Here is a 23,382-nt window from a genome sequence, read left to right as displayed (position 1 = left end):
TGGAGATGCTCACCGCCCCCGCGCCCACGCCGGACGCGGGCCCGCCGCCCGAGCCCGACATGGAGGCCATCGGGGCGCTCATCGAGACGGCCATCAACGGACCCGAGTCTGCCCGACTACGCCGGCGTACCGCTCAGTTGATGATCTCGCCGCGCTCCTCGTGCAGGATCGCGGCGAGCCGGTCCCGCCAGCCCTGCAGCGCCTCCGGGCTCAGCCGCTCCCAGTCGGTGACCTCGCCGACCACCCGGATCGGTGCGGTGCTGCGGTAGGAGCGGGTCGGGTTGCCGGGGAACTTCTTGTCGGTGACGTTGGGGTCGTTCTCGAACTCACCGGTCGGCTCGACCTCGTAGACCCGCGGCTCCCCGTCGCCCGCGGCCAGCCTCGGCCGCCAGGCCGGCGCCGTTGACGAGCGCGGTGAAGTAGATGTGGTTCATCACCACCTCCGGCCGGTAGTTCGAGCGGAAGCCCGCGGTCAGCAGGTCGCCGACCACCAGGTCGGCCTTGGTGCCGTGGAAGAACGGTCCGTCGTCGAGTACGTCGCTCACGGCGCCAGGCTACTGGGACCCGGTCTCCCGCAGCCGGGCCGCGATCGGCTCCAGGAGGGTGATCAGGCTCGGCGAGGTCGTCCGCCCCCAGCCCGTCGTACGGCGCCCGGGCCAGGCTCGTCCGTCCGCGCCTCGATCCGGTCCTTGGTCGCCCGGCCGGCCGGGGTGAAGTGGCCCTCGGTGTCGACGAGGCCGCGCTCGCGCAGCCCGGCCATCAGGTCCGCGAGGACCTGCTTCGGCAGGTGGTGGATCCGGCCGAAGGACTCGGCGGGGAAGATGCCGGCGTCGAGCGCGGACAGCACGTGCGCCTCCAGACCGCCGATCCGCTCGGTGACGAGGGCTGCGATGTGGCCGTCGCCGCGGTGCTCGCGGAGCAGGTTCGCCGCATGCCACAGGCGGGTGAGCGGGTCGGTGGGGACGGGGAGGGCGCGCAGGGCGGCGTACATGACCCGGCCCTCCGTGGGCGCGCCCGCCGAGGCGGCAGCCAGGAGGTCGGCCGCGCGGGCGACGTCGGGACCGGAGCCGAGCGGGCCGAGGATCCGGCGCAGTGCGGCGACGCATCCGCGCTCACGGGCCGCATGGGCTGCCTCGGGGGTGGTGCTCGCCCACACCTTGGGCAGGTGCCGGGCGACCTCGCCGGGGCCGAAGTTGTAGAAGGCCGCGTGCACGACCTCGGCGGGCACGCGGCCGAGCGGTGCGGAGCGCCCGGCGAAGTAGCCGTCCCAGTAGGCTCGTGAAGCCGAGCGCGGCCATCTCCTCGTTCGGCTCCTCGGAGAAGAAGTTGACCAGGCAGATCGGCTCGGTGAGGTCGAACATCCGGCGGGCGACGGGCTGCTGCATCGGTGGCTCCTGAGGTCGTGGCGGCGCCTCGGTCGGGGCACCGCTCACGATCACCACGAACGGCTCACCCGCCACACGACAGCATCACGGCCGGAAGACCACCTTGACCATCCCCTCCTCCTTCTTCTGGAAGTGCTCGTAGGCGTTCGGCGCCTCGTCGAGCGGGAGGTGGTGGGTAGCGAAGGCATCCACGCCGAACGGGTCGTCCTCGACCAGCATCGCGAGCAGACTCGTCGGTCCAGCGGCGCACGTTGGCCTGGCCCATCCGGATCTGCACCTGCTTGTCGAAGAGCCTGCATCATCGGCAGCGGGTCGGCGGCGCCGCCGTAGACGCCGACGATGGAGAGGGTCCCGCCGCGTCGTACGGCGTCGATGGCGGTGTAGAGCGCGGCGAGCCGGTCGATCCCGGCCTTCTTCATCAGCGGCTCGGCCACGGCGTCGGGCAGGAGGCCGGTCGCCTTCTGCACCAGGCTCGCTCCCGGAGAGCCGTGGGCCTCCATGCCCACGGCGTCGATGACGGAGTCGGCGCCGCGGCCGCCCGTGGCCTCGCGGACCACGCCGCCGATGCCGCCGACCTTCTCGGCCTCGTCCAGGTCGACCGGCTCCGCGCCGAAGGCGCGCACGCGCGCGAGCCGCTCGGGGACCCGATCGACGGACATCACCCGGTAGCCCCGGCGCACGCCCATCCGGGCCGCCATGTCGCCGATCGGGCCGGCGCCGAGGACGAGCAACGTCCCGCCGTCCGGTACGTCGGCGTACTGCACCGCCTGCCAGGCGGTCGGCAGCACGTCGGAGAGGAACAGGAACCGGTCGTCGTCGTGCTCGTGCGGCACCTTGACCGGCAGGAAGTTGGCGAAGGGGACCCGCAGGTACTCCGCCTGTCCGCCGGGGACCTGGCCGTAGAGCCTTGCTGTAGCCGAAGAAGCTCGCTCCGGTGCCGTGCTCGTGGTTCTGCGTGGTCTCGCACTGGCTGTAGAGCCTGGCGCTCGCACATCCAGCAGGAGCCGCAGCAGACGTTGAACGGGACGACGACCCGGTCCCCCGGCTTCAGCGCCGTGACCGCCGGGCCGACCTCCTGCACGATCCCCATCGGCTCGTGGCCGACGACGTCACCGGCCTCCATGAACGGGGCGAGCGTCTCGTACAGGTGCAGGTCTGACCCGCACAGCCCGGTCGAGGTGATCTTGATGATCGCGTCGGTGGGCTCCTGGATGGTGGGGTCGGGCACATCGGTGACCCTCATGTCGTGGACTCCCTGCCACGTCACTGCCTTCATGTCGGGATACCTCCTCGGGGGCGGGTTCGGGCCCTCGCGGTACCCGTGCCCGGATGCGGTGATCCGCGCGGGTAGGGCCCGGCCGACCGGGTACCGACCGGTGCGGCATCCACCGTCAACGAAGGGAACCGCATGAACCCGATCGGCAAGATCAAGGACGTCGCCGTCGAGACGCTGAAGGTCCCGGCCGCCGTGGCCGGCACCGCGGTGGGATCCGCAGTCGGCCTGGCCAAGTCCGCCGCGAGCTCCCTGGTCGGCGGCAGCCAGTCCGCCGAGGCGCCGCCCGTGCCGACCGACGTCGAGCCCGAGCCGGCAGCGCCCGAGCCGGAGGCGGACGAGCAGCCGCACGTCGACATCGACCCCGACGAGCCGGTCAACGTGACCGAGGAGCCTGGGTCTCGACCCGGCACCCGTGGCGAAGCCGAAGCCGCGCAAGAAGGCCGCGCCGAAGCCGGTCACGAAGATCGACGCGGAGGCCGACCCGAGCGATGTCGACGTCACCCCCGCCGACATCGCCGAGCGGGCCGGCGAGGGCTGAGCGCTACGACGCCAACCGGCCGGCGACCTCGACCACGCGCTTCGCGAGGTGGTCGAGGGCGCTGGTCGCGGTGTCGCTCAGCACCTCGCCCCCGCCGGTGACCACGCCGACGCCGTACGGGTTGCCGTCGTCGAACTTGACCTGGTCGGTGTAGCCGGGCGGCACGATGATGCCGCCGAAGTGGCAGAAGGTCGTGTGCAGCGCCAGGATCGTCGACTCCTGGCCGCCGTGCAGGGTCGAGCCTGGAGGTGAAGGCGGAGTAGACCTTGTCGGCGAGCGCACCCTGCTGCCACAGCGGTCCGAGGGTGTCGATGAAGGCCTGCAGGCTGGCTGGTGACGTGGCCGTAGCGGGTGCCGGAGCCCATGATCACCGCGTCAGCCCAGGCCAGGTCGTCGGGCTCGGCGACGGGCTGGTCGGCGACCGAGGCCGCGTGGGCGGCCCAGGCGTCGACGCTCTGCACCACCTCGTCGGGCGCGGTCTCCCGCACCCGACGCAGTCGTACGTCGGCACCCGCGCGCTCCGCGGTCTCGGCCAGGCGTGAGGCCATGGCGTGGGCGGTGCCGTAGGCTGGAGTAGTAGACGATCGCGAGATTGACCATGCCCTGGACGCTGCTCGATCGCGGCCGTTTCATACCCGCCGGACGAGCACCCCGTTCCCCGCCGGTACGACGACCCGCGCCCCCACCGCGGTCACCTGCTCGCTGGTGGCGAACAGCAGGCTCGCCCGCCTCGACCTCCCACGGCTCGTCGCCGAGGTTGACGTGCACGCTGAGCGGGCCGCGATCGAGGGTGAGCCGGCGGGCCTCCTCGTCGACGGTGGCCCGGCCGAACGACGGGTCGGTCAGGCTCGGGGTGCGCACGCCGCAGGCTCCGCGAGCCGCCGGTAGCCCGCGAGCACCCGCGCGTGCCGGCCGGAGGACAGACTCGGACCAGTCCAGCCGGCTGCGCTCGAAGGTCGCCGGGTCCTGCGGGTCGAGGACGTCGTCGGGGTCCCAGCCCATCTTCTCGAACTCCGCGAGCCGGCCCTCGGCGGTCGCCCTCGCCAGGCTCCGGCTCGGGGTGGGAGGTGAAGAAGGCGAACGGCGTGCTGGCCGCCCACTCCTCGCCCTGGAAGAGCATCGGTGTGAACGGGCTCGCGAGCGTCAGCAGAGCACCGCACAGCAGCCGCTCGTCGCTCAGGTGCTCGGCGGTGCGGTCGCCGCGCGCGCGGTTGCCGACCTGGTCGTGGTTCTGGACGCACACGACCAGCCGCCAGGCGGGCATGTGCTCGGTGTCGACGGGCCGGCCGTGGTCGCGCTCGCGGAAGCTCGACCAGGTCCCGTCGTGGAAGAACCCGCGGTCGAGGACCTTCGCCAGCGCACCCAGCGGCGCGAAGTCCGCGTAGTAGCCCGTCGTCTCGCCGGTCAGCGCGACGTGCACGGCGTGGTGGAAGTCGTCGCTCCACTGCGCGTCCAGGCCGCGGCCGCCGCCCTCGCGCGGGGTCACCATCCGGGTGTCGTTGAGGTCGGACTCGGCGATCAGGGTCAGCGGCCGGTTCTGGTGCGCCGAGAGCGCGGCCACCTCGACCGCCATCTCCTCCAGCAGGTGCACCTCGGAGTCGTCGGCCAGCGCGTGCACCGCGTCGAGCCGCAGCCCGTCGACGTGGAAGTCGCGCAGCCACATCAGTGCGTTGTCGAGGATGAGCCGGCGGACCTCGTCCGAGCCCGGGCCGTCGAGGTTGACCAGGTCGCCCCAGGTGTTGCGGCCGTCCTTCAGGTACGGGCCGAAGCGGGGCAGGTAGTTCCCCGACGGGCCGAGGTGGTTGTAGACGACGTCCTGGATCACGCCGATGCCTGCCCGGTGGCAGGCGTCGACCAGGCGCTGGTACGCCGCGGGGCCGCCATAGGGCTCGTGGACCGCGGACCACAGCACGCCGTCGTAGCCCCAGTTGTGCACGCCGTTGAAGGCGTTGACCGGCATCGACTCGACGAAGCCGACGCCGAGGCTCGCGAGGTGCTCGAGCCGGGAGGCGACCGCGTCCAGGGTCCCCTCCGGGGTGAAGGTGCCGACGTGCGACTCGTAGATCGTCGCGCCGGCGAGCTGACGGCCGGTCCACGCGGCATCGTCCCAGGCGTGCGCGGACGGGTCGAAGGTGGCCGACAGACTCGTGCACGCCGTCGGGCTGACGCCCCGAGCGAGGGTCGGGCAGCGGGGTCTCGTCGTCGTCCAGCAGGTAGCCGTAGCGGGTGCCGTCGGGCACCTCGCCGGTCTCGGCGCTCCACCAGCCACGGTTCGTCGCGTGCATCGGCTGCACGTCGCCGTCGAGCACCAGCCGGACCCGGTGGGCACGCGGCGCCCAGACCTCGAAGGCTCATGCGTCCTCCCGGACGAGCAGGGCCACCGGCAGGTCGGCGAGCAGGGAGCCCACCTCGCCGGTCGCCGGGCGGTCGGTCAGGACGTCGCGCCACTCCCCCGGCGGCAGGTCCAGCCGGGTGTCGCGCCAGCCGCCCGCCCGTTCCAGGCCGAGCGGCAGCCGGGTCACCACCGCGATCGCACCACCGCGGTCGAAGGCCAGCAGGTGGCCGGCGGCGGCTCCGGTGGCGCTCAGCGGCTGGTAGCGGGCGAACAGGTCCGGCCGCTCGCGCCGCAGGCGCAGGGCGGTGCGCACCACGTGCAGGCTTTGGCGCGGCCGTCGTCTGCCGGGCCGTCCGGGCGCACCGGCCCCGCCTCGGCGAGCAGCCGGCGCCGCAGCGCGAAGTCCACGGGTCGCCGGTTGTCGGGATCGACCAGGCTCTGCTCCCACAGGCTCGCTGCCCTGGTAGACGTCCGGGACGCCGGGCACGGTGAGGCTCAGCAGGCTTGGCCGACAGCGCGTTGCTCCAGCCCGGGCCGGCCAGCCGCGCGGCGGCGTCCTCGACCAACCCGGCCACCGCCGGGTCGTCGTAGGCCGCGTCGACGAGGGCGTGCACGCCGCTCTCGTACGACGCGTCCGGCTCGGTCCACGTGGTGCGGTCCCCCGCCTCGCGCATCGCCTTCTCGGCGTAGCCGTGCAGGCGCTCGCGGCTGATCGGCCAGGCACCCACGGCCGCCTGCCACAGCAGGTTCGCGAAGCCGGGGTCGGGCGCGGGCGCCGCCTCCAGCAGGGCGTCGATCGTCTCGGCCCACCCCGCGGGGTCCTCGGCCAGCACGCTGATCCGGGCGCGGACGTCCTCGCCCCGCTTGGTGTCGTGCGTGCTCAGCGTGGTCATCGCGTCGGGGGCGTTGGCCTGGCGGCGGGCCATCGCGTCGTGGAACGCGTCGGCGGTCAGCGAGAACTCCGCGGGATCAGCGCCGACCTCGTTGAGCGACGTGAGCCGGGACCAGCGGTAGAAGGCGCGGTCCTCGACGCCCTTGGCCATGATCATCCCGCTGGTCTGCTGGAAGCGCAGCGAGGGCAGTCGCACCCGGTCCTCCAGCAGCGGCAGCACCAGGTCGAGGGCGCCGGCGAGATCGGGACGATCGGCCCGCACCAGGTCCGCGGCGTGCTGCAGGTGCTCACGGCCGACGGGCAGGTAGGAGCGGTAGACCGGGAACGCGGCCAGCAGGCTCGACCAGCACCTGGTCCACCTCGGCACGCCAGGCCGGGTCCGGGACGACCTCCGGACTCGGCGGCGATCTCGCGGGCGATGCGTCGTACCTCCGCACGGAGGATGGTGTCCGCGACGTGCCGCTTGTTGGTGCGGACCAGGCTCTGCCCAGGGTGGTACGCCGCCGCGCAGCCGCTCGTCGAGGGCGCCGAGCGCGGACTCGCCGGCGGGGTCGACGAGCACCCGGTCGATGGTCGCGAGCACCTCGTAGCCGGTGGTGCCGGCGGTGCTCCACCGCGCCGGCAGGTCCTCGCCGGGCTCCAGGATCTTCTCCACCACGACCCAGGCGCCCCCGGTGAGACTCGGCCAGGTCGTCGAGGTACGCCGCCGGGTGGCGCAGCCCGTCCGGGTGGTCCACCCGCAGGCCGTCCACCAGCCGCTCGCGGAACCAGCGCGCGATCTCGACGTGGCTGGCCTCGAAGACGTCGCGGTCCTCGACGCGCACCCCGGCGAGGGTGTTGACCGCGAAGAAGCGCCGGTAGTCCATGTCCTCGTCGGCCGTGCGCCAGGAGACCAGGCGGTAGTGCTGGCGCGCGTGGACGACCTGCGGGTCGTCGGTGTCGCCGGCGGTCCCGGGGCTGATCGGGAAGCGGTGGTCGTGGTAGCCGAGCATCCCGTCGCTCAGGTGCAGGTTGCCGATCGGTCCGGCGGCGTCGGGCTGGTCGTCGTCACCGACGACCGGAAGCAGCACCTTGCCGCCGCCGGCGGACCAGTCGATGTCGAAGAAGCGGCCGAACCGCGAGTCGCGGCCGTGCTTGAGCACGTCCCACCACCAGCCGTTGGTGGCCGGGCTCTCCACCCCCACGTGATTCGGGACCACGTCCACGAGCACGCCCATCCCCCGCCGGTGCGCCTCCGCGGACAGCCGGGCCAGGGCGTCCGGCCCGCCCCGGGCCGGATCGACGCGGGTCGGGTCCACGACGTCGTACCCGTGGTCGCTGCCGGGGTGCGCCTCGAGGATCGGGGAGAGGTAGACCCAGCCCACGCCGAGGTCGTCGAGGTAGGCCAGCAGGCTCCCGGGTCGCGTCGAGGTCGAAGGACTCCCGGACCTGGACGCGGTAGGTGCTGCTCGGGACCCGGCTCACTGCTCTCCCGCCATCGAGGCGACCGAGGCCGCCGGGCTGACGTCGGCCTCCGGCTCGGGCTCCTGCCACTGCCTCAGCACGACGACGCAGCGGTGCGGCAGCGCGAAGACCTCTCCCGCGGCGAGCCTTCTTGTCCGGGTCGCAGCCTGCCGCTGGTGTCGAGGACGACCTGCCAGGCGGCGGCGTACTCCTCGTCGGGAAGGGTCACGTCCTGGTCGCCGTCGCCGTTGAGCAGGATGAGGAAGTGGTCGTCGCGGATCGGCTGGCCCTGGCGGTCACGGCCGGCGATGCCGTCGCCGTTGAGGTACATCCCCAACGTGCGCAGGCCCGCCCAGTCGCCGTCCTCCATCGGGCGGCCCTCGGGGTGCAACCAGACGATGTCGTTGAGCCGCTCCCCCTCGCCGGTGCGGACCGTCGTACCGGTGAAGAAGCGCTGGCGGCGCAGCGACGGGTGCTCGCGGCGCAGCCGGGTCAGGCTCGCTGACGAACTCGCTCAACGGGCGGTCGGTGCGCTCCCAGTCGATCCAGGCTGATCGCGGAGTCCTGCGCGTAGGTGTTGTTGTTGCCGTGCTGGGTGCGGCCGGTACCGTCGCCGTGCAGGATCATCGGCACGCCCTGGCTGAGCAGCAGCGTGGCGAGCAGGTTGCGCTGGTCGCGCGCCCGCGCCTCGTTGACGCCGCCGTCGTCTGTCGGCCCCTCCACCCCGTGGTTCCAGGAGCGGTTGTCGTCGGCGCCGTCGCGGCCGTCCTCGCCGTTGGCCTCGTTGTGCTTGGTCTCGTAGGACACCAGGTCGCGCAGGGTGAAGCCGTCGTGGGCGGTGACGAAGTTGATGCTCGCGACCGGACGCCGGCCGGTGTGCTCGTAGAGGTCGGCCGAGCCGGCCAGCCGGCTCGCCAGGGAGCCGAGGTTGTGGTCGCCGCGCCAGAAGTCGCGGACGGTGTCGCGGTAGGCACCGTTCCACTCGGTCCACTGCGGCGGGAAGTTCCCGACCTGGTAGCCGCCGGGGCCGACGTCCCACGGCTCGGCGATCGACTTCACCTGGCTCACGACCGGGTCCTGCTGGACGAGCTCGAAGAAGGTGGCGAGCCGGTCGACGTCGTAGAACTCCCGCGCCAGCGCCGAGGCGAGGTCGAAGCGGAAGCCGTCGACGTGCATCTCGGTGACCCAGTAGCGCAGCGAGTCCATGATCAGCCTGCAGCGAGTGCGGGTTGCCGGCGTTGAGGGAGTTCCCGGTGCCGGTGTAGTCCATGTAGTACTGCTGGTCGTCGTCGACGAGGCGGTAGTACGCCGGGTTGTCGATGCCCTTGAGGCTGAGCGTCGGGCCGAGGTGGTTGCCCTCCGCGGTGTGGTTGTAGACCACGTCGAGGATCACCTCGATGCCCGCGTCGTGCAGGCTCCTTGACCATCGCCTTGAACTCCTGGACCTGCCCGCCGGGGACCGACCCGGCGGCGTACCCGGCGTGGGGCGCGAAGAAGCCGAGGGTGTTGTAGCCCCAGTAGTTGCGCAGGCCGCGCTGCAGCAGCACGTCGTCGTGCACGAACTGGTGCACCGGCATCAGGCTCGACCGCAGTGACGCCGAGGCCCTGCAGGTGCTCGATCACCGAGCGGTGCGCCAGCCCGGCGTAGGTGCCGCGCAGGTTCTCCGGCACGTCGGGGTGGGTCGCGGTGAGGCCCTTGACGTGGGCCTCGTAGATCACCGTCTCGGCGTACGGCGTGCGGGGGTGGCGGTCGCCCTCCCAGTCGAACCACGGGTTCGTCACCACGCCGAGCGTCATCCGGTCCAGCGAGTCCTCGTCGTTGCGGGACTCGGGGTCGTCGAAGTCGTAGCCGAACAGGCTCTGGCCCCAGTCGATGTCGCCGATCGTCGCCTTGGCGTAGGGGTCGAGAAGCAGGCTTCGCGGGGTTGCAGCGCAGGCCGTTGGCGGGGTCCCACGGGCCGTGCACGCGGTAGCCGTAGCGCTGGCCGGGCTGGATCGCCGGCAGGTAGCCGTGCCACACGTAGCCGTCGACCTCGGTCAGGCTCGACCCGGGTCTCCTTCCGGCCGCCGTCCTCACCGACGTCGATCAGGCAGAGCTCCACGCGCTCGGCCACCTCGCTGAACAGCGCGAAGTTGGTCCCGCTGCCGTCGAACGTCGCGCCCAGCGGGTACGCCGCTCCAGGCCAGGTCTCCACCACGTGCACTCCCTCTCCGTCGGAATCCTCCGAGGCAAGGTGTACCCCCCCACCGGTGCTTCACCCAGGCCGTGGGGCGAGTGTCACAGTCGGGAGTTCGGCACGAAGCGCGGCTCCGGGTCCGGATCGTCCCCGCCCGGGCGCACGAACTCGAAGCCGCCGGTGCGCACCAGCACCAGGTCCGGCTCGTCCGCCCGCAGCGTGGCGGCGCAGGTCGCGTGCAGCGGTGGGCGGTGGAAGGCGTTGCGGGCATCCTCCTCGGCGTCGCCGAGGAAGACGATCGGCCGGCCCAGGCTCCCCCGCAGTGCCCGCACACGCGCGCGAGCGCGCACCGCACGACCGTACGACGGTCCGGCGCCCCCACGCTCACGCGCTGGCCTGGTCCGAGCGCGACCACCCGCCCAGCTCGCGGCGGCGCTGCTGGCGCGCCTCCTGCTGGCGGCGGCCGTGCTCCACGGTGACGTTCTCACCCGTGGGCGGCTTGTCGTCGGAGGTCAGCCGGTTGGGCAGCGAGAGCTTCATGACCACCCGCAGCACCTGGCCGTACTGGCGGTGCAGCGGGCCGGTGGTGTACGGGATGTCGTACTTGTCGCAGAGGGCGCGCACGCGGGGCGCGATCTCGGCGTACCGGTTGCTGGGGAGGTCGGGGTAGAGGTGGTGCTCGATCTGGTAGCCCAGGTTGCCGCTCATCACGTGCAGCAGACTTTGCCGCCCTCGAAGTTCGCGGTGCCGAGGATCTGGCGCAGGTACCACTGGGCGCGGGTCTCGTCGTCGAGTCTCGTCCTCGGTGAAGTGCAGCGCACCGTCGGGGAAGTGCCCGCAGAAGATGATCAGGTAGGCCCACAGGTTGCGCATCAGGTTGGCGCTCGCGTTGGCCTTGAGCGTCTCCTTCCAGCGCTTGCCCGTCAGCGCCGGGTAGAGGACGTAGTCCTTGAGGATCTGGTTGCGGCCCTTCTTGAGGATCTGGCGCAGGTGGCGCTTCATCTCTTTCGGGTCCTTCTGGCCCTTCCGGATCGCCTCCAGGTCCAGGTCGTGCAGCGCCACGCCCCACTGGAAGAGCCCCGCCAGCAGCGCGTTGTAGACCGGCTGGCCGAGGTTCACCGGGTGCCACTTCTGCTCCCGCGCCATCCGCAGCACGCCGTAGCCGATGTCGTTGTCGTAGCCGAGCACGTTGGTGAACTGGTGGTGGATGTAGTTGTGGCTGTGCTTCCACTGCTCGGCCGGCTGCCCGGTGTCCCACTCCCAGGTCGAGGAGTGGATCTCGGGGTCGTTCATCCAGTCCCACTGCCCGTGCATGACGTTGTGGCCGATCTCCATGTTCTCCAGGATCTTGGCCAGGCCGAGGCTCACCGCGCTGGCGGCGACGACCGGTCGTCGTACCTTGGCGGGCAGGGGGGCGCTGGCGATCATCCCGATCCGCGCGGCGGCGGCCATCCAGCGCTGGGTGGTGATCACGCGGTTGATGTACGCCGCGTCGCTCGCCCCGCGCGACTCCTCGATCTCGGCACGGATGGCGTCCAGGCTCGCGGCCGATCTGCTCCACCTCCTCGGGGGTGAGGTGGGCGTACTCGGTGACGTCGGCGATGGCCATGGGAGGCTCCTTGGTGGTCGTCGGAGAAGAGGTCGGTCGGTCAGATGTCGAGCACGCAGGCGCCGACCGGGACGGTCACGCAGGTCTGCACCTGCTCGTTGGGCTGGTCGAAGTCGTGGCCGTTGCGCAGGTCGCGCACGGTCCCGGAGATCTTGGTGACGGTGCAGGTGTGGCAGATGCCGACCCGGCAGCCGTAGGGCATGCCCACACCGGCCTGCTCCCCCGCGTCGAGCACGGTGGTGGCGCCGTCGACCTCGGCCGTCTTGCCGGAGTTCTGGAAGGTGATCTCCCCGCCCTCGCCGCCGTCGCCGGAGACCTGCAGGGAGAACCGCTCCAGGTGCAGCAGGTCCTCCAGGTCCGCCTTCGCCCAGTGCTCCTCGACCGCGTCGAGCATCGGCGCCGGCCCGCAGGCCCAGGTTTCCCGCTCGCGCCAGTCCGGGGCGATCTGGTCGAGGGTGGCGAGGTCGAGCATCCCCTCGGTGTCGGTGTGCCGCTGGATCACCGTGAGGCTCGGGTGCTTGTCGTGCAGGGCCTCCAGGCTCCTCGCGGAAGATCATCCGCTCCGGCGAGGTCGAGGAGTAGTGCAGGACGACGTCCGACATGGTGCCGCGCCGGTCCAGCGTGCGCAGCATGGACATCACCGGCGTGATCCCGCTGCCGCCTACCAGGAACAGCGAGCGAGGCGGGGGCGGGTCCGGCAGCACGAAGTCGCCGCTCGGCGTCGCCAGGCGCACGATCGTGCCGGGCTCCGGGCCGTTGACGAGGTGCTCGGAGAGGAAGCCCTCCGGCATCGCCCGCACGGTGATCGCCAGCGTCCGCCCGGAGCGGACCGGCGGCGAGCTCACGGAGTACGAGCGCCAGTGGTACTTCCCGCCCACCTGGACGCCGATCCCGACGAACTGCCCGGGCCGGTGCAGGTAGCGCCAGCCCCAGCCCGGCCGGATCACCAGCGTCGCCGCGTCATCGGTCTCCGGGATCACCCGCTCCACCCGGCCGCGCAGGCTCACGCGAGCTCCACAGCGGGTTGATCAGGGTCAGGTAGTCGTCCGGCAGGAGCGGGGTGGTGAGCTTTGTCGGCAGCCTTGCGCACCCGCTCCCAGGACGGGCCGCGGCGGTCGACTGTGGTCTCCGTCATGCCTTTCAGTGAACCGTTGTGCACTGAAAGTCGTCAAGACGGATGTTGTGCGGGGTGCGGGGTACAGCCCGGAGCCTCTGGTGACCTGGCTGACCCGGGAGGGCCTGGCTCAAGATCAGGACGCGGTGAGGACCGCGCTGCCGCGGAACCGCCGGGCCCGGGCGGCCAGGTCGACCGGTCCCATCCCGGCCAGGCTCCTCGGCCACCACGGCCGCCACCGAGCGGCAGAACGCGGCCGCGTCGTCGTGCTCCGGGACGATCCGGTCGACCAGCCCGGCATCGCGAAGGGCGAAGGCGCCGACCTGCTGGGCGCGGGCCATCGCGGCGGCGTGGCTGGTGTCGCCGTGGCGGATCACGCTGGCCCCCTCGGGCGGCAGCGGGGAGAGCCAGGCGTGCTCGGTGGCGACGATCCTGTCCGCGGGCAGCAGGGCAAGCGCTCCCCCGCCGGTGCCCTCGCCGAGCAGGACGCAGACGGTGGGTGTGGGCAGGGTGACCAGGTCGGTGATCGAGCGGGCGATGAGACCGGCGAGCGCGCCCTCCTCGGCCGCGACCGAGAGCGCGGCGCCGCGGGTGTCGACGACGGTGACCAGCGGGAGCCGCGAACCGGCCGCCAGGCGCATCCCGCGGGCGGCGACGCGCAGCGCCTCCGGCCCGGACGCCTCGCCGTGGGTGCGGTCGTGGCCCACCACGACGCAGGGCGTGCCGCCGAGCGTGGCGAGCGCCAGGACCAGGCCGGGGGCGGTCTCGCCCACGCCGCTGCCGTGCAGCACGACGGCGTCGGCGGCTCCCTCCCCCAACAGACTCGCGTACGCCGGGCCGGCCGGCCTGCCGGGTGCGGGTGATCGCGTCCCAGGCGTCCGGTGCGGCGGGCTCCGGCAGGGCCGGTGCGGCGGTCGGCGAGCCCGGGTGCGCCAGCACGCCCAGCACCCGCCGTACGACGTCGCGGAAGTCCTCGACCGAGCCGACCCCGTCCACGATCCCGTGCCGGTGCAGGTTCTCCGAGGTCTGCACCTCGGCGGGGAAGTCCTCGCCCTCCAGCGCCCGGTAGACCTTCGGCCCGAGGAAGCCCACCAGCGCACCCGGCTCGGCGATCGTGACGTGGCCGAGCGAGGCCCACGACGCCATCACGCCGCCGGTCGTGGGGTGCCGCAGGAAGACCAGGTACGGCAGCCCCGCCGCCCGGTGCGCGGCGACCGCGGCGGCGATGCCGGCCATCCGGACGAAGGCGGGCGTGCCCTCCTGCATCCGGGTGCCGCCCGACGCGGGCAGCCCGAGCAGCGGCAGCCCCGCGGCGGTGGCGCGCTCGACCGCGGCCACGATGCGGTCCGCGGTGGCGCGACCGATGGAGCCCGCGAGGAATCCGAACTCGGAGACGACCAGGGCGACCCGGTGCCCGTCGACGGTGGCCTCGCCGGTGAGGACGGCCTCGTCGAGTCCGGAGCGCTCCGCGGCGGCCGTCAGGCTCGGCGGCGTACCGCTCCTCGATCGGACCGTGCTCGGGCGCCACGTCCCAGGACGCGAACGAGCCGGGGTCGGCGAGCAGGCTCCACGAGCCTGCCGGGCGGAGCGGCGGGGGGTGGTCATGCGGCGGACACTAGGTCCAAGCGAACGAGGTGCGCCTTGGCAATTGCTGCCATGGCGAGCGCGCCGGACCGTCAATAACGTCCAGGACATGGTTGCCCCGCTCGATGATGTCCTGGTGCTCGACCTGACCCGCGCGCTCGCCGGCCCGCACGCCGCGATGATGCTCGGCGACCTCGGCGCGCGCGTCATCAAGGTGGAGAGCCCCACCGGCGACGACACCCGCTCGTGGGGGCCGCCGTTCGTGGAGCCGGAGCAGGGCGAGCGGGAGTCGACGTACTTCCTCTCGGCCAACCGCAACAAGGAGTCGATCACCCTCGACCTCAAGGACCCGGCCGACCAGGACGTGCTGGCGCGCCTCGTCGAGCGGGCCGACGTGCTGATGGAGAACTTCCGGGTGGGCGTGCTCGACCGTCTGGGCTTCCCGGTCGAGCGGCTGCACCAGCTCAACCCGCGGCTGGTCGTCCTGCAGATCACCGGCTTCGGCCACGACGGCCCCGAGGCGAAGCGCTCCGGCTTCGACCAGATCGCCCAGGGCGAGGGCGGGCTGATGTCGCTCACCGGCCTGAGCGAGCCGACCAAGGTCGGCGTACCGATCGCGGACCTGCTGGCCGGCATGAACGGCGCCTACGGCGTGGTGGCGGCCCTCTTCGAGCGCGAGCGCACCGGCAAGGGCCGGGTCGTGCACACCTCCCTGCTCGCCGGCATGGTCGGCGTGCACGCCTTCCAGGGCACCAAGTGGACGGTGGCCGGCGAGGTCCCGGGGCTCGCCGGCGGCCACCACCCCTCGATCGCGCCCTACGGCATGTTCCGCACGGCCGACGGCCCGGTGCAGATCGCGTGCGGCTCCGAGCGGCTGTGGCAGGACTTCTGCCGCGAGTTCGGCGTGGACCCCGCCCGCGAGGGCATGGCGACCAACCCCGAGCGGGTGGCCCACCGCGACGACGTGATCGCGCTCGTCGAGTCCCTGCTCGCCGACCTCCCCGCGGCCGACGTGCTGACCCGGCTGGACGCGGCCGGCGTACCGGCGGGGAAGGTGCGCACCCTCGACGAGGTCTACGACTGGGAGCAGACCCGCTCGCAGGGCCTGCTCATCGACGTCGAGCACGCCACCCTCGGCACCGTGCAGGCTGCCCGGCCCGGCGCTCCGCTTCGACGACAACGACTACGCCGGCGGACGGCCCGAGCACGTCGCTCCCCCGACGCTCGGCCAGCACAACGAGGCGATCCGGGAGTGGCTCGACTCCTGAGCGGTGTCCCCGCTCGGGCCTAGCCTGCGGGTCATGAACCGGACCGACCGTCTCTACGCGCTCGTCGAGGAGCCTGCGTGCGGCCGGTCCGCGCGGGCTGAGCGCCGGCCGTCTGGCCACGCGCTTCGAGGTGAGCGTGCGCACGATCGAGCGGGACCTGAGTGCGCTGGGGCAGGCCGGCGTACCGCTGGCGACGAAGCAGGGCCGCACCGGCGGCTACAGCCTGGACCCTTCGATGAGCCTGCCGCCGCTGAACTTCACCCCGCGCGAGGCGACCGCGGTCGCGATCGCGCTGAGCAGCGGGACCGGTGACGCCGTCTTCGCCCGCGACGCCCGCAGCGCGCTGCAGAAGATCGCCGCCGCGATGCCCGCCCACGCCCTCGCCGAGGCGTACGCCGCCGCGGCCAAGGTGCGCGTCATCGTCCGGCCCGGCGCCGTCCCCGACGCCGACGTGGCCGAGACCATCTGGCGGGCCGTGCACGGCGGCCACGTCCTCCGGATCGGGTACGTCGACGGGGCGGGCACCGAGAGCGACCGGGACGTCGAGCCGCAGCACGTCGTGGTCGCCCCCGGCGGGGCGTACCTCACCGCCTGGTGCCGGCTGCGCGAGGACGACCGGATCTTCCGGATGGACCGGATCTCGCGGGCCGAGCGCTTGGCCGACGTACCGCGGGGGCCGCACCGGGTCATCGAGCCGGAGGCCGTGGGGCACGAGGTCCGCACTCCGGAGAGCGCGTTCGGAAGAGTCGCGGGAACTCCGACATAGGGCTGTCGCCAACCGCTGCGAGCGTGGTCGGCACCCACCCATCCGCACGGAGGAGACACTCGATGAGCGAGACCGCAGCAGCACCCACCCCCGGCACCGTCCCCTGGTTCGAGGTCGCGACCGACGACCCGGCCGCCGCCGAGCGCTTCTACGGCGGCCTGTTCGCCTGGACGTTCAGCGCCGACGAGGCCTCCCAGGCCGGGGGCCTCGACTACCGGCTGGTCACCGGCCCGGCGGGAGGCGCCCCGATCGGCGGGCTGTTCGGCACGGGCGGGCGGTTCCCGTCGCACGCCGTGTTCAGCGTGATGGTCGCCGACGTCGCCGCCACCTGCCGCGCGGCCGAGGAGACTCGGCGGGACCGTGGTCAGCCAGCACCTCGACGTCGGTCCGGGCGTCCCGGCGTTCGCCTACCTGCGCGACCCGGCCGGTCAGCAGATCAGCGTCTTCTCCCCCGCCGCCCCCTGAGGACGGCGAAGGGCCCGACCGCACGCGGCGGTCGGGCCCTTCTTGTCCCCGGTCAGGCTCACCGGTCAGCCCAGGTCGACGATGGCGGCGACGGGGCCACCACCCTCCGGGCCCTGGTGAGCAGCCGAGACGGACACGAACACGGCCGGGTCGCCCGTGACGGCCGCGGTCACGCCGCCGACGCAGGACTTGATCTGGCGGTGCCAGTGCACGTCGGAGTCGTCGAGCATCGCGTTGCGGCGCCCGCGGACCTCGCCGTTCTGCGACGCCTCGCACTTGAGGAAGACGTTGACGAGCCTTGCCGTCGAGGTCCGCCGTGCGGGGACGCTCGGGCAGGTCGAGACCGGCCGACTTGATGGCCTCCCAGATGCCGTCCTGGTCGAGCGCGTCCTTCATGACCGAGTGGCCGATCCGGTACCGGCCGCCGACGCCCTTGGCGTTGCCGACCACGACGATCTGCGCCACGTCGAGTCTCGACGCCCGAGGAGCAGGAGGCGACCGAGGAGTACAGGTCGCGGTTGTTCATCACGTCCGCGTCGGTGGGCATCTCGATCTCGCCCAGCGCGACGGCGATGCCGAGGCCGGTGACACCGTTGGAGAGATCCATCGACTCGTGGGTGTGCTCGGTCCAGACCTCCTTGCCGCGGCTGTGCGCGTCGCGGATGGTGTGGATGGTGAGCAGCGGCGTCTTGGTCTGCACGTAGTGCACGTCCGCGACGTCGGTGATGCCCGCGCGCTCCATGGCGACCTTCACGCCCGCCGCGACCTTCTCGATCATCGCGGTGTAGCCGATCTCCTCGGGCAGGATCGGCTCGCTCATCGCGAAGCCGACGGTGAGCCGCTGCTCCTCACGGCTCGGGTCGTCCTCGGGGACGTCGACCGTGGCGAAGATGGTGGCGTGGGGGCTGATCACGCCGTCGGTGCCGCCGGACCACACGATCGGGACCTGCTTGACCTGGTCCTCGGGCGCGCCCTTGGCGACGAGCACCTCGCGGAAGGCGCGGTCGGCGATGATCCGGGTGTAGTCGTTCACCCCGCCGTTGCCCTCGGTCTTGCCGATGATCGCGATGACGCGGTCGGCGGCGAAGACGCCCTCGTCGATGAGCCTTCGCCGACTCGGAGGCGTCCGCCACGGAGTGGATCGGAACCTTGCGGACCTCGATGGCTGCGGGCATGTCAGGCTTCCTTTCGGTGGTGCTGTCGGTGGGGCTGTCGATGGGGCTGGTCAGGCTGGGACGGACGATCGTGCCGGCCCGTCCGGAGACGGCCTTCACGATGCTGTTGAGGTCGGTGATGACGCCGGCGCGGCCGGACTCCTCGACGAAGCGGCAGATGGCGTCCACCTTGGGACCCATCGAGCCGCCGGCGAAGTGACCCTCCGCGGCGTACCCGCGCATCTCCTCGAGGCTCACCTCGCCGATGTCGCGCGCGTCCGGCGTGCCGAACCCGAGGATGGCGTGGGCGACGTCGGTGGCGATGACGAGTTCGGTCGACCTCGATGCTGCGGGCCAGCAGGGCCGCGCCGAGGTCCTTGTCGATCACGGCCTCGACGCCGGCGAGCGCGCCGTCGGGGCGCTTGATCGTCGGAATCCCGCCGCCACCGTTGGCGATGACCACGAAGCCGGCCTCGACGAGGGCGATCACCGCGGGGGCGTCGAGCACCTCGAGCGGCTCGGGCGAGGCGACGACCCGTCGCCAGCCGCGCTCGCCGCGGTCCTCCCAGGTCTCGCCGTGGTCGATCATCGTGGCGGCCTCGTCGGCGGAGAGGTAGCGACCGACCGGCTTGCTCGGCTTCGCGAACGCGGGGTCGGCGGCGTCGACCCGGGTGCGGGTGACGAGCGCGGCCGTGGGACGGACGATCCCGCGGGCCGCCAGCGCGCCGTCGAGGGCGTTCATCAGGACGTCGCCGAGCGTGCCCTGGGTCTGCGCACCGCACCAGTCCAGCGGGACGGGCGGGACGACCGCGGCGGCGAACTCGTTCTTGACGAGCAGGTTGCCGACCTGGGGGCCGTTGCCGTGGGTGATCACGACGTCCACGCCCTCGGCGACCAGGTCGGCGACGGCCTCCATGGCAGCCTCTGCGGCGGCGATCTGGTCCTCGGGACGGGCCTTGCCGTCGGGCGACGTCATCGCGTTGCCGCCCAGGGCGAGAAGGATCCTCATGCGACGAACGTAGTGAGCCGGGTCACCCCCGTTCATCGTGAGGATCAGCCAATGCCGGGCCTCAACGCTGGCAACTCCTGCCAGCCGAGCTCGCGCGCCAGCACCTCGGCCACGTCCGTCGGCGTCCGGCCGAGCAGCGCGGCCAGCGGGACGGGTCCGGTGGGCAGCCCGTGCTCGTCGTAGTAGTCGAACATCGCCCGTAGCCACGGGTGCGTGTCCGGCTCCGCGTCGACCCGGCGCACGGGCACACCCGCAGCGCCGGCCACGTCGGCGGTGGTGACCAGCGCCGGCCCCCCGAGCTCGTACGTCGCCCCGAGGTGACCCGGCGTCGTGAGCACCACGGCCGCGGCCTCCCCGACGTCGTCGAGGTCGACCAGCCCGAACGGCTTGTCGACGGCGTAGGGCACCGCGAGCTCGCCGGAGCGCAGCGCGGGCAGCAGGTTCTGCACGTAGGCGCAGGGCTGCAGGATCGTCCAGTCCAGCCCGGAGCGGCGCACCAGGTCCTCCGAGACGGCCTTGCCCACGTGGTGCGGCATCGCGGGCACGTAGGGCGAGGCGACCGAGTGGTAGACCACCCGGCCCACCCCCGCGGCGCGCGCCGCGTCCAGCACCGAGCGCACGTACGACGGCTCGTCGGGGTGCAGGTTCGGCGCCACCAGGTGCACCGCGCCCGATCCGTCCAGGGCACCGGCCAGGTCGGCGAAGGCCGCCCTGCCGAGCGGGTGCGTCTCCACACCCGCCCGGGTCAGGGCGGCCTCCACGGCGCGGCCGGTCTTGCCGGTTCCTCCGACGAGCGCGACCTTCACGACGACCCTCAGAGGGTGTCGACGGCGGCGTACGCCGCACCGTCGGCGAGCCGGCCGTAGCCCGGGCCCCGGTCGAAGAAGGCGTCGTCCTCGGCCGGCACCGGACGGGAGGCACGCTCGGCGGCGGTCGCCTCCGCGTCGTACCCGAGGGTGTCGTCGTCCAGCGAGCCGGTCAGCACCACGCCGTAGTCGGCGAGCGCGGCCTCGGCGGAGACCTTCTGCCACACCACGTCGCGCACGACGGTCGCCGGGTCGCGGTCCAGCGGGTTGCCCCAGCCGCCACCGCCGGTGGTGCGGATCCGGATCACCTCACCAGCCTTGACGGGCTCGGCGTCGGCGAGGGCGTCGACCTCGCGCTCGTTCGGTCCGCCGGCGTCGATGACGACCTCGAACGGCTTGCCCGCCTTGCCGCCCTTCACGCCCCAGCAGGCGAGGATCGAGCGGTCCGCGATGGACATGAAGTGGGCGTCCTTGAGCATCCGGATGTGCTTCTCGTAACCGAGACCGCCGCGGAACTGCCCGGCACCGCCGGAGTCCTTGGCCAGGGAGAGCGACTCCACGACGAACGGGAAGCGCGACTCGGTGAACTCGGTCGGCAGGTTCCGCGAGTCCGGTACGACGTGGATGGTGTCCTCGCCGTCGGCGTAGTAGCGACCGCCGGAGCCCCCACCGAGCACCTCGCGCATGAGGTACGAGCGGCCGTCGAGGTCCTCGCCGTACACGCCGGTGTAGCGGATCGTCTCCTGGTCCGCGGGCATCCGGCCCTCGACCGCCTTGGCCAGCACGCCCGCGAGCACGCCGAGCAGGCGCAGGATCACGAAGGTGCGGGCGTTCGTCGGCGCCGGGAACACCGGCGTGAGCAGCGTGCCTGGCGGCGGGAAGCGCATGTCGATGAGCGGGACGACGCCCTCGTTGACGTCGAGACTCGGCCATCCGCTCGGGGGTGTCGGCGAGGTTGCGCAGGATCGGCGCCAGCCACTTCTTGAGGAAGACCCCGTCGGAGTAGTCGCCGCAGTGGTTGATCGGGCCCTTGGCCTGCGGGCTGGTGCCACCGAAGTCGAGCACCGGGCGCTCGCCCTCGGGGTCGTCGGCCGGCGTACGGGTCAGGGTGATCCGCTGGGTGTGCAGGCTTCGGGTCGTCCACGCCGTCGTGCTCGGCGTAGTCCTCCCAGGTCCAGGTGCCGACCGGGATCTTCGACAGGATCTCGCGGCGGTAGGTCTCCGTCGAGCGGTCGATGACCGCGTCGAAGCAGGCCTCCACGGTCTCGATGCCGTAGCGGTCGAACAGGCTCGCCCAGGCGCCGCGCGCCCATCAGGCAGGCCGAGCACTCGGCGTCGAGGTCGGCCGCCAGCGACTCGGGCATCCGCGAGTTGCGGGTCATGATCGTCAGCGCCGCACGGTTGGGCTTGCCGGCGTCCCACAGGCTTGATGGGTGGTACGGCGAGGCCCTCCTCGAACACCGACGTGGCGTGCGAGGGCATCGAGCCCGGCACCGCGCCGCCGATGTCGTCGTGGTGGCCGAAGGCCTGGATGAAGGCGACCACGCGGCGCTCCCCCTCCGGGCCGGCGAACACCGGGACGGTGACGCACAGGTCGGGCAGGTGGCCGATGCCGCCCTCGGAGAGGTAGACGTCGTTGTGGAAGAAGACGTCACCCTCCTGCATCTCCTCGATCGGGAAGTCCCGAGCGACCGGGTGCACGAGCGCGGAGTACGAGCGACCGGTCAGCCTTGCGCAGCAGGCGGTCGTGGATGCCGGCGCGGAAGTCGTGCGCGTCGCGGATCATCGGGCTGCGCGAGGTACGCGCGATGGCGGTCTCCACCTCGTGCTCGACGGCGGCGAGCGAGCCCTGGACGATCTCGACGAGCACCGGGTCGGCGCTCTTGCCGGCGTCGGCGGTCAGCGTCCCGAACGGGAACTGGGTGGGGGCGCGACGCGACGTGGTGTCACCCTCGTGGTGGTGCGGTGCGGGGGCACCCTGGACGGCGGCGGTCTGGCAGACTCAGGCACATGTCAGGCTCTCCTCGGTGCGCGTCACGATGATGTTGGCGTAGTCGTCGACCCGGGCGGTGAAGCCGGGGTGGATGGGCACGGTGGAGCCGAACTCCTCGATGATCACCGGGCCGGTGAGCACCTGCCCGGCGGGCAGGTCGGTGCGCCAGAAGACCGGCGTCTCGACGTAGCCGTCCTCGGCGTCGAAGCAGATCGAGCGGGAGCCGGTCTGCTGCGGCTCCGGCTTGGCCTCGTCGGCGCGCAGGATCTCCGGGCGCTTGATCGGGCCGATGCCCGAGACGCGCAGGTTCACCAGGCTCCACCTGCTGCGAGGGGTCGCCGGAGAAGTCGTAGCCGTAGAGCACCCGGTGCTCGGCGTGGAAGCGGTCGGCGACCGCGGCCATGGTCTCGGCGGTGATCGGACCGTCGGGCACGCCGACGCGCACCTCGAACGCCTGCCCGAAGTAGCGCACGTCGGCGGTCCGGGCGAAGACGTGGTCGGCCTCGGCGAAGCCCTCCGTGGTCAGGGCCGCGGCGGCGCGCTCGGTGAGCACGTCGTACTCGTGCTGGAGGACGGCGGGGTCGAGGTTCTCCTGCAGCGCGACGTGGGTCTGCACGTAGTCGTTCTTCACGTCCACGGTGAGCAGGCCGAAGGCCGAGACGTTGCCCGGGTTCGGCGGGACCAGCACGGTCGGGATGCCCAGGATGTCCATCAGCCGGCACAGCAGCAGCGAGCCGGAGCCGCCGAAGGTGGTCAGCGTGAAGTCGCGGACGTCGAGGCCCCGCTTGACCGTGACCTGGCGCAGCGCGTTGGCCTGGTTCCACGCGGAGATCTCCAGGATGCCGTTGGCGCAGGCCTCCGGCGTGATGCCGAGCTTTGTCGGCGAGCCTGCTTCATCGCGGCCGTCGCGGCGTCCACGTCGAGGGGGATCTCGCCACCCAGCAGGTGCGGGGGGATCCGGCCGAGGAAGACGTGGGCGTCGGTGATGGTGACGTCCGTGCCGCCCTTGCGGTAGCAGATCGGGCCCGGGTCGGCGCCGGCCGAGTGCGGGCCGACCTTGAGCGTGCCCTCGGGCGAGAGCCACGCGATCGAGCCGCCGCCCGCGCCGACGGTGACGACGTCGATCATCGGGATCTTCGACGGGTAGACGCCGACGCTGCCCTCGGTGGTCAGGGTGGGCTCGCCGTCGATGACGACCGAGACGTCGGTCGACGTACCGCCGCCGTCGGAGGTGAGCACCTTGTCGAAGCCGGCGACCTTGGCGATCAGCGCGGCGCCGAGGGCGCCGGCCGCGGGGCCGGACAGGACGGTGGTGATCGGCTGGTGCACGACCTCGTCGGCCGAGAGCACGCCGCCGTTGGACTTCATGACGTAGAACGGCATCGCACGGCCGCCCTGCGCGGCGAGCCGGTCCTTGATGTTGTTGACGTAGCGGCTCAGACTTCGGCTTCACCGCGGCGTCGACCAGCGTCGTCATCGAGCGCTCGTACTCGCGGTACTCGCGCAGCACCTCGCTGGAGATGGAGACGACCGCATCCGGGTGCTCCTCGGCGATGATCGCCCGCATC

Annotated in this window: 31 protein-coding genes and 8 pseudogenes; 3 read left to right on the top strand and 36 right to left on the bottom strand. The window is 72.4% G+C overall.

Translation table 11 applies throughout. The features are described 5' to 3' along the window. Positions 1 to 133: 133 nt before the first annotated feature. The 6 genes from G5V59_RS02060 to G5V59_RS35480 form a co-directional block, all read right to left on the bottom strand. A complete protein-coding gene (locus tag G5V59_RS02060) occupies positions 134 to 379 on the bottom strand; it encodes an NAD(+)--rifampin ADP-ribosyltransferase (RefSeq protein WP_278259584.1) in 246 nt (81 codons plus the stop codon). Further along, positions 327 to 545 (bottom strand): NAD(+)--rifampin ADP-ribosyltransferase, encoded by a 219-nt coding sequence (locus tag G5V59_RS02055; protein ID WP_278255413.1) that lies wholly within the window; start codon positions 543 to 545, stop codon positions 327 to 329. The genes G5V59_RS02060 and G5V59_RS02055 overlap by 53 nt, the downstream gene beginning before the upstream one ends. Positions 546 to 607: 62 nt before the next feature. After that, entirely contained in the window at positions 608 to 1,213 is a 606-nt protein-coding gene (locus tag G5V59_RS02050) for a hypothetical protein (RefSeq protein WP_278255412.1), read from the bottom strand. Continuing rightward, positions 1,113 to 1,385 carry a hypothetical protein gene (locus G5V59_RS02045; RefSeq protein WP_278255411.1) on the bottom strand — a complete coding sequence of 91 codons (273 nt, stop codon included), beginning with the start codon at positions 1,383 to 1,385 and terminating at the stop codon, positions 1,113 to 1,115. Before G5V59_RS02045 ends, G5V59_RS02050 begins: the two co-directional genes overlap by 101 nt. 50 nt (positions 1,386 to 1,435) lie before the next feature. Next, complete coding sequence (locus tag G5V59_RS02040; RefSeq protein WP_341351116.1) at positions 1,436 to 2,044, bottom strand: hypothetical protein; 609 nt, start codon at positions 2,042 to 2,044, stop codon at positions 1,436 to 1,438. Beyond that, positions 2,044 to 2,628 carry an alcohol dehydrogenase catalytic domain-containing protein gene (locus tag G5V59_RS35480; protein WP_341350817.1) on the bottom strand — a complete coding sequence of 195 codons (585 nt, stop codon included), beginning with the start codon at positions 2,626 to 2,628 and terminating at the stop codon, positions 2,044 to 2,046. Before G5V59_RS35480 ends, G5V59_RS02040 begins: the two co-directional genes overlap by 1 nt. A 165-nt stretch (positions 2,629 to 2,793) precedes the next feature. On the opposite strand from G5V59_RS35480, the gene G5V59_RS02030 reads away from it, so the two are divergent. Continuing rightward, the gene (locus G5V59_RS02030) at positions 2,794 to 3,300 is read left to right on the top strand and encodes a hypothetical protein (protein WP_278255409.1); all 507 of its coding nucleotides are present in this window, start codon (positions 2,794 to 2,796) and stop codon (positions 3,298 to 3,300) included. Here G5V59_RS02030 and G5V59_RS02025 read toward each other — a convergent pair. From G5V59_RS02025 to G5V59_RS01940, 18 genes and pseudogenes are all read right to left on the bottom strand, one after another. After that, positions 3,277 to 3,747, bottom strand: coding sequence for a hypothetical protein (locus G5V59_RS02025; RefSeq protein ID WP_278255408.1), 471 nt, complete (start codon positions 3,745 to 3,747; stop codon positions 3,277 to 3,279). The two genes, G5V59_RS02030 and G5V59_RS02025, sit on opposite strands and share 24 nt — an antisense overlap. Positions 3,748 to 3,890: 143 nt before the next feature. Further along, a complete protein-coding gene (gene treZ, locus G5V59_RS02020; RefSeq protein WP_278259583.1) occupies positions 3,891 to 5,468 on the bottom strand; it encodes a malto-oligosyltrehalose trehalohydrolase in 1,578 nt (525 codons plus the stop codon). 82 nt (positions 5,469 to 5,550) lie between these two features. After that, a complete protein-coding gene (locus tag G5V59_RS02015; RefSeq protein WP_278255407.1) occupies positions 5,551 to 6,021 on the bottom strand; it encodes a hypothetical protein in 471 nt (156 codons plus the stop codon). Between the two features lie 8 nt (positions 6,022 to 6,029). Then, positions 6,030 to 6,344 carry a hypothetical protein gene (locus G5V59_RS02010; protein WP_278255406.1) on the bottom strand — a complete coding sequence of 105 codons (315 nt, stop codon included), beginning with the start codon at positions 6,342 to 6,344 and terminating at the stop codon, positions 6,030 to 6,032. Positions 6,345 to 6,713: 369 nt separating this feature from the next. Continuing rightward, the gene (locus G5V59_RS02005) at positions 6,714 to 7,568 is read right to left on the bottom strand and encodes a hypothetical protein (RefSeq protein ID WP_278260261.1); all 855 of its coding nucleotides are present in this window, start codon (positions 7,566 to 7,568) and stop codon (positions 6,714 to 6,716) included. Between the two features lie 84 nt (positions 7,569 to 7,652). After that, positions 7,653 to 7,790 (bottom strand): annotated as a pseudogene (locus G5V59_RS02000) (alpha-amylase family glycosyl hydrolase); the annotation flags it as partial. Positions 7,791 to 7,963: 173 nt separating this feature from the next. Further along, positions 7,964 to 8,239, bottom strand: a complete 276-nt coding sequence (locus G5V59_RS01995; protein WP_278255405.1) for a hypothetical protein — start codon at positions 8,237 to 8,239, stop codon at positions 7,964 to 7,966. Further along, positions 8,166 to 8,387, bottom strand: coding sequence for a hypothetical protein (locus tag G5V59_RS01990; RefSeq protein WP_278255404.1), 222 nt, complete (start codon positions 8,385 to 8,387; stop codon positions 8,166 to 8,168). Before G5V59_RS01990 ends, G5V59_RS01995 begins: the two co-directional genes overlap by 74 nt. Beyond that, the gene (locus tag G5V59_RS01985) at positions 8,362 to 9,075 is read right to left on the bottom strand and encodes a hypothetical protein (RefSeq protein ID WP_278255403.1); all 714 of its coding nucleotides are present in this window, start codon (positions 9,073 to 9,075) and stop codon (positions 8,362 to 8,364) included. Before G5V59_RS01985 ends, G5V59_RS01990 begins: the two co-directional genes overlap by 26 nt. Before the next feature lie 2 nt (positions 9,076 to 9,077). Continuing rightward, the gene (locus G5V59_RS01980) at positions 9,078 to 9,296 is read right to left on the bottom strand and encodes a hypothetical protein (protein WP_278260260.1); all 219 of its coding nucleotides are present in this window, start codon (positions 9,294 to 9,296) and stop codon (positions 9,078 to 9,080) included. Continuing rightward, positions 9,259 to 9,666 carry a hypothetical protein gene (locus G5V59_RS01975; RefSeq protein WP_278260259.1) on the bottom strand — a complete coding sequence of 136 codons (408 nt, stop codon included), beginning with the start codon at positions 9,664 to 9,666 and terminating at the stop codon, positions 9,259 to 9,261. The genes G5V59_RS01980 and G5V59_RS01975 overlap by 38 nt, the downstream gene beginning before the upstream one ends. A gap of 314 nt (positions 9,667 to 9,980) precedes the next feature. Beyond that, a pseudogene (locus G5V59_RS01970) lies at positions 9,981 to 10,064 on the bottom strand (hypothetical protein); the annotation flags it as partial. A gap of 83 nt (positions 10,065 to 10,147) precedes the next feature. Then, positions 10,148 to 10,396, bottom strand: a complete 249-nt coding sequence (locus G5V59_RS01965) for a hypothetical protein (protein WP_278255402.1) — start codon at positions 10,394 to 10,396, stop codon at positions 10,148 to 10,150. 34 nt (positions 10,397 to 10,430) lie between these two features. Next, positions 10,431 to 11,369 (bottom strand): annotated as a pseudogene (locus G5V59_RS01960) (acyl-CoA desaturase); the annotation flags it as partial. Between the two features lie 326 nt (positions 11,370 to 11,695). Further along, positions 11,696 to 12,049 (bottom strand): 2Fe-2S iron-sulfur cluster-binding protein, encoded by a 354-nt coding sequence (locus G5V59_RS01955; protein ID WP_278259581.1) that lies wholly within the window; start codon positions 12,047 to 12,049, stop codon positions 11,696 to 11,698. 370 nt (positions 12,050 to 12,419) lie between these two features. After that, positions 12,420 to 12,533 (bottom strand): annotated as a pseudogene (locus tag G5V59_RS01950) (hypothetical protein); the annotation flags it as partial. A gap of 125 nt (positions 12,534 to 12,658) precedes the next feature. Next, complete coding sequence (locus G5V59_RS01945; RefSeq protein ID WP_278255401.1) at positions 12,659 to 12,790, bottom strand: hypothetical protein; 132 nt, start codon at positions 12,788 to 12,790, stop codon at positions 12,659 to 12,661. A 33-nt stretch (positions 12,791 to 12,823) separates the two neighbouring features. After that, positions 12,824 to 14,374, bottom strand: coding sequence for a carboxyl transferase domain-containing protein (locus tag G5V59_RS01940; protein ID WP_278255400.1), 1,551 nt, complete (start codon positions 14,372 to 14,374; stop codon positions 12,824 to 12,826). A gap of 88 nt (positions 14,375 to 14,462) precedes the next feature. Between G5V59_RS01940 and G5V59_RS01935 the strand changes: the two genes are divergently transcribed. Further along, complete coding sequence (locus tag G5V59_RS01935) at positions 14,463 to 15,644, top strand: CoA transferase (protein WP_341350816.1); 1,182 nt, start codon at positions 14,463 to 14,465, stop codon at positions 15,642 to 15,644. A gap of 50 nt (positions 15,645 to 15,694) precedes the next feature. Next, complete coding sequence (locus tag G5V59_RS01930) at positions 15,695 to 16,387, top strand: WYL domain-containing protein (protein ID WP_278259580.1); 693 nt, start codon at positions 15,695 to 15,697, stop codon at positions 16,385 to 16,387. Positions 16,388 to 16,917: 530 nt separating this feature from the next. On the opposite strand, the pseudogene G5V59_RS01925 reads toward G5V59_RS01930, so the two are convergent. From G5V59_RS01925 to G5V59_RS01870, 12 genes and pseudogenes are all read right to left on the bottom strand, one after another. Continuing rightward, positions 16,918 to 17,115, bottom strand: a pseudogene (locus G5V59_RS01925) (ring-opening amidohydrolase); the annotation flags it as partial. After that, positions 17,022 to 17,912, bottom strand: a complete 891-nt coding sequence (locus G5V59_RS01920) for a ring-opening amidohydrolase (protein WP_278259579.1) — start codon at positions 17,910 to 17,912, stop codon at positions 17,022 to 17,024. The pseudogene G5V59_RS01925 and the gene G5V59_RS01920, both read right to left, overlap by 94 nt. Before the next feature lie 116 nt (positions 17,913 to 18,028). After that, positions 18,029 to 19,015: a hypothetical protein gene (locus G5V59_RS01915; RefSeq protein WP_278255399.1), complete on the bottom strand. Its 987-nt coding sequence runs from the start codon at positions 19,013 to 19,015 to the stop codon at positions 18,029 to 18,031. A gap of 44 nt (positions 19,016 to 19,059) precedes the next feature. Beyond that, a complete protein-coding gene (locus G5V59_RS01910) occupies positions 19,060 to 19,821 on the bottom strand; it encodes an NmrA family NAD(P)-binding protein (protein ID WP_278255398.1) in 762 nt (253 codons plus the stop codon). Positions 19,822 to 19,829: 8 nt separating this feature from the next. Beyond that, on the bottom strand, positions 19,830 to 20,708 hold the full coding sequence (locus G5V59_RS01905) for a hydantoinase B/oxoprolinase family protein (protein ID WP_278255397.1): 879 nt from the start codon (positions 20,706 to 20,708) through the stop codon (positions 19,830 to 19,832). Then, positions 20,636 to 20,965 carry a hypothetical protein gene (locus G5V59_RS01900; protein WP_278260258.1) on the bottom strand — a complete coding sequence of 110 codons (330 nt, stop codon included), beginning with the start codon at positions 20,963 to 20,965 and terminating at the stop codon, positions 20,636 to 20,638. The genes G5V59_RS01905 and G5V59_RS01900 overlap by 73 nt, the downstream gene beginning before the upstream one ends. A gap of 60 nt (positions 20,966 to 21,025) precedes the next feature. Beyond that, positions 21,026 to 21,082: pseudogene (locus G5V59_RS01895) on the bottom strand (hypothetical protein); the annotation flags it as partial. Positions 21,083 to 21,318: 236 nt separating this feature from the next. After that, a pseudogene (locus G5V59_RS01890) lies at positions 21,319 to 21,486 on the bottom strand (hydantoinase B/oxoprolinase family protein); the annotation flags it as partial. Next, positions 21,473 to 21,691, bottom strand: coding sequence for a hydantoinase B/oxoprolinase family protein (locus tag G5V59_RS01885; protein ID WP_278255396.1), 219 nt, complete (start codon positions 21,689 to 21,691; stop codon positions 21,473 to 21,475). The gene G5V59_RS01885 and the pseudogene G5V59_RS01890, both read right to left, overlap by 14 nt. 132 nt (positions 21,692 to 21,823) lie before the next feature. After that, entirely contained in the window at positions 21,824 to 22,126 is a 303-nt protein-coding gene (locus G5V59_RS01880; protein ID WP_278255395.1) for a hypothetical protein, read from the bottom strand. 367 nt (positions 22,127 to 22,493) lie between these two features. Continuing rightward, a pseudogene (locus G5V59_RS01875) lies at positions 22,494 to 22,631 on the bottom strand (hydantoinase/oxoprolinase family protein); the annotation flags it as partial. Continuing rightward, positions 22,568 to 23,197: a hydantoinase/oxoprolinase family protein gene (locus G5V59_RS01870; protein WP_278255394.1), complete on the bottom strand. Its 630-nt coding sequence runs from the start codon at positions 23,195 to 23,197 to the stop codon at positions 22,568 to 22,570. The pseudogene G5V59_RS01875 and the gene G5V59_RS01870, both read right to left, overlap by 64 nt. Positions 23,198 to 23,382 lie beyond the last annotated feature (185 nt).

Source organism: Nocardioides convexus, from assembly GCF_011090295.1.
The sequence above is the reverse complement of the archived record's forward strand: the minus strand, read 5'-3'. Positions and strand labels throughout refer to the sequence as shown.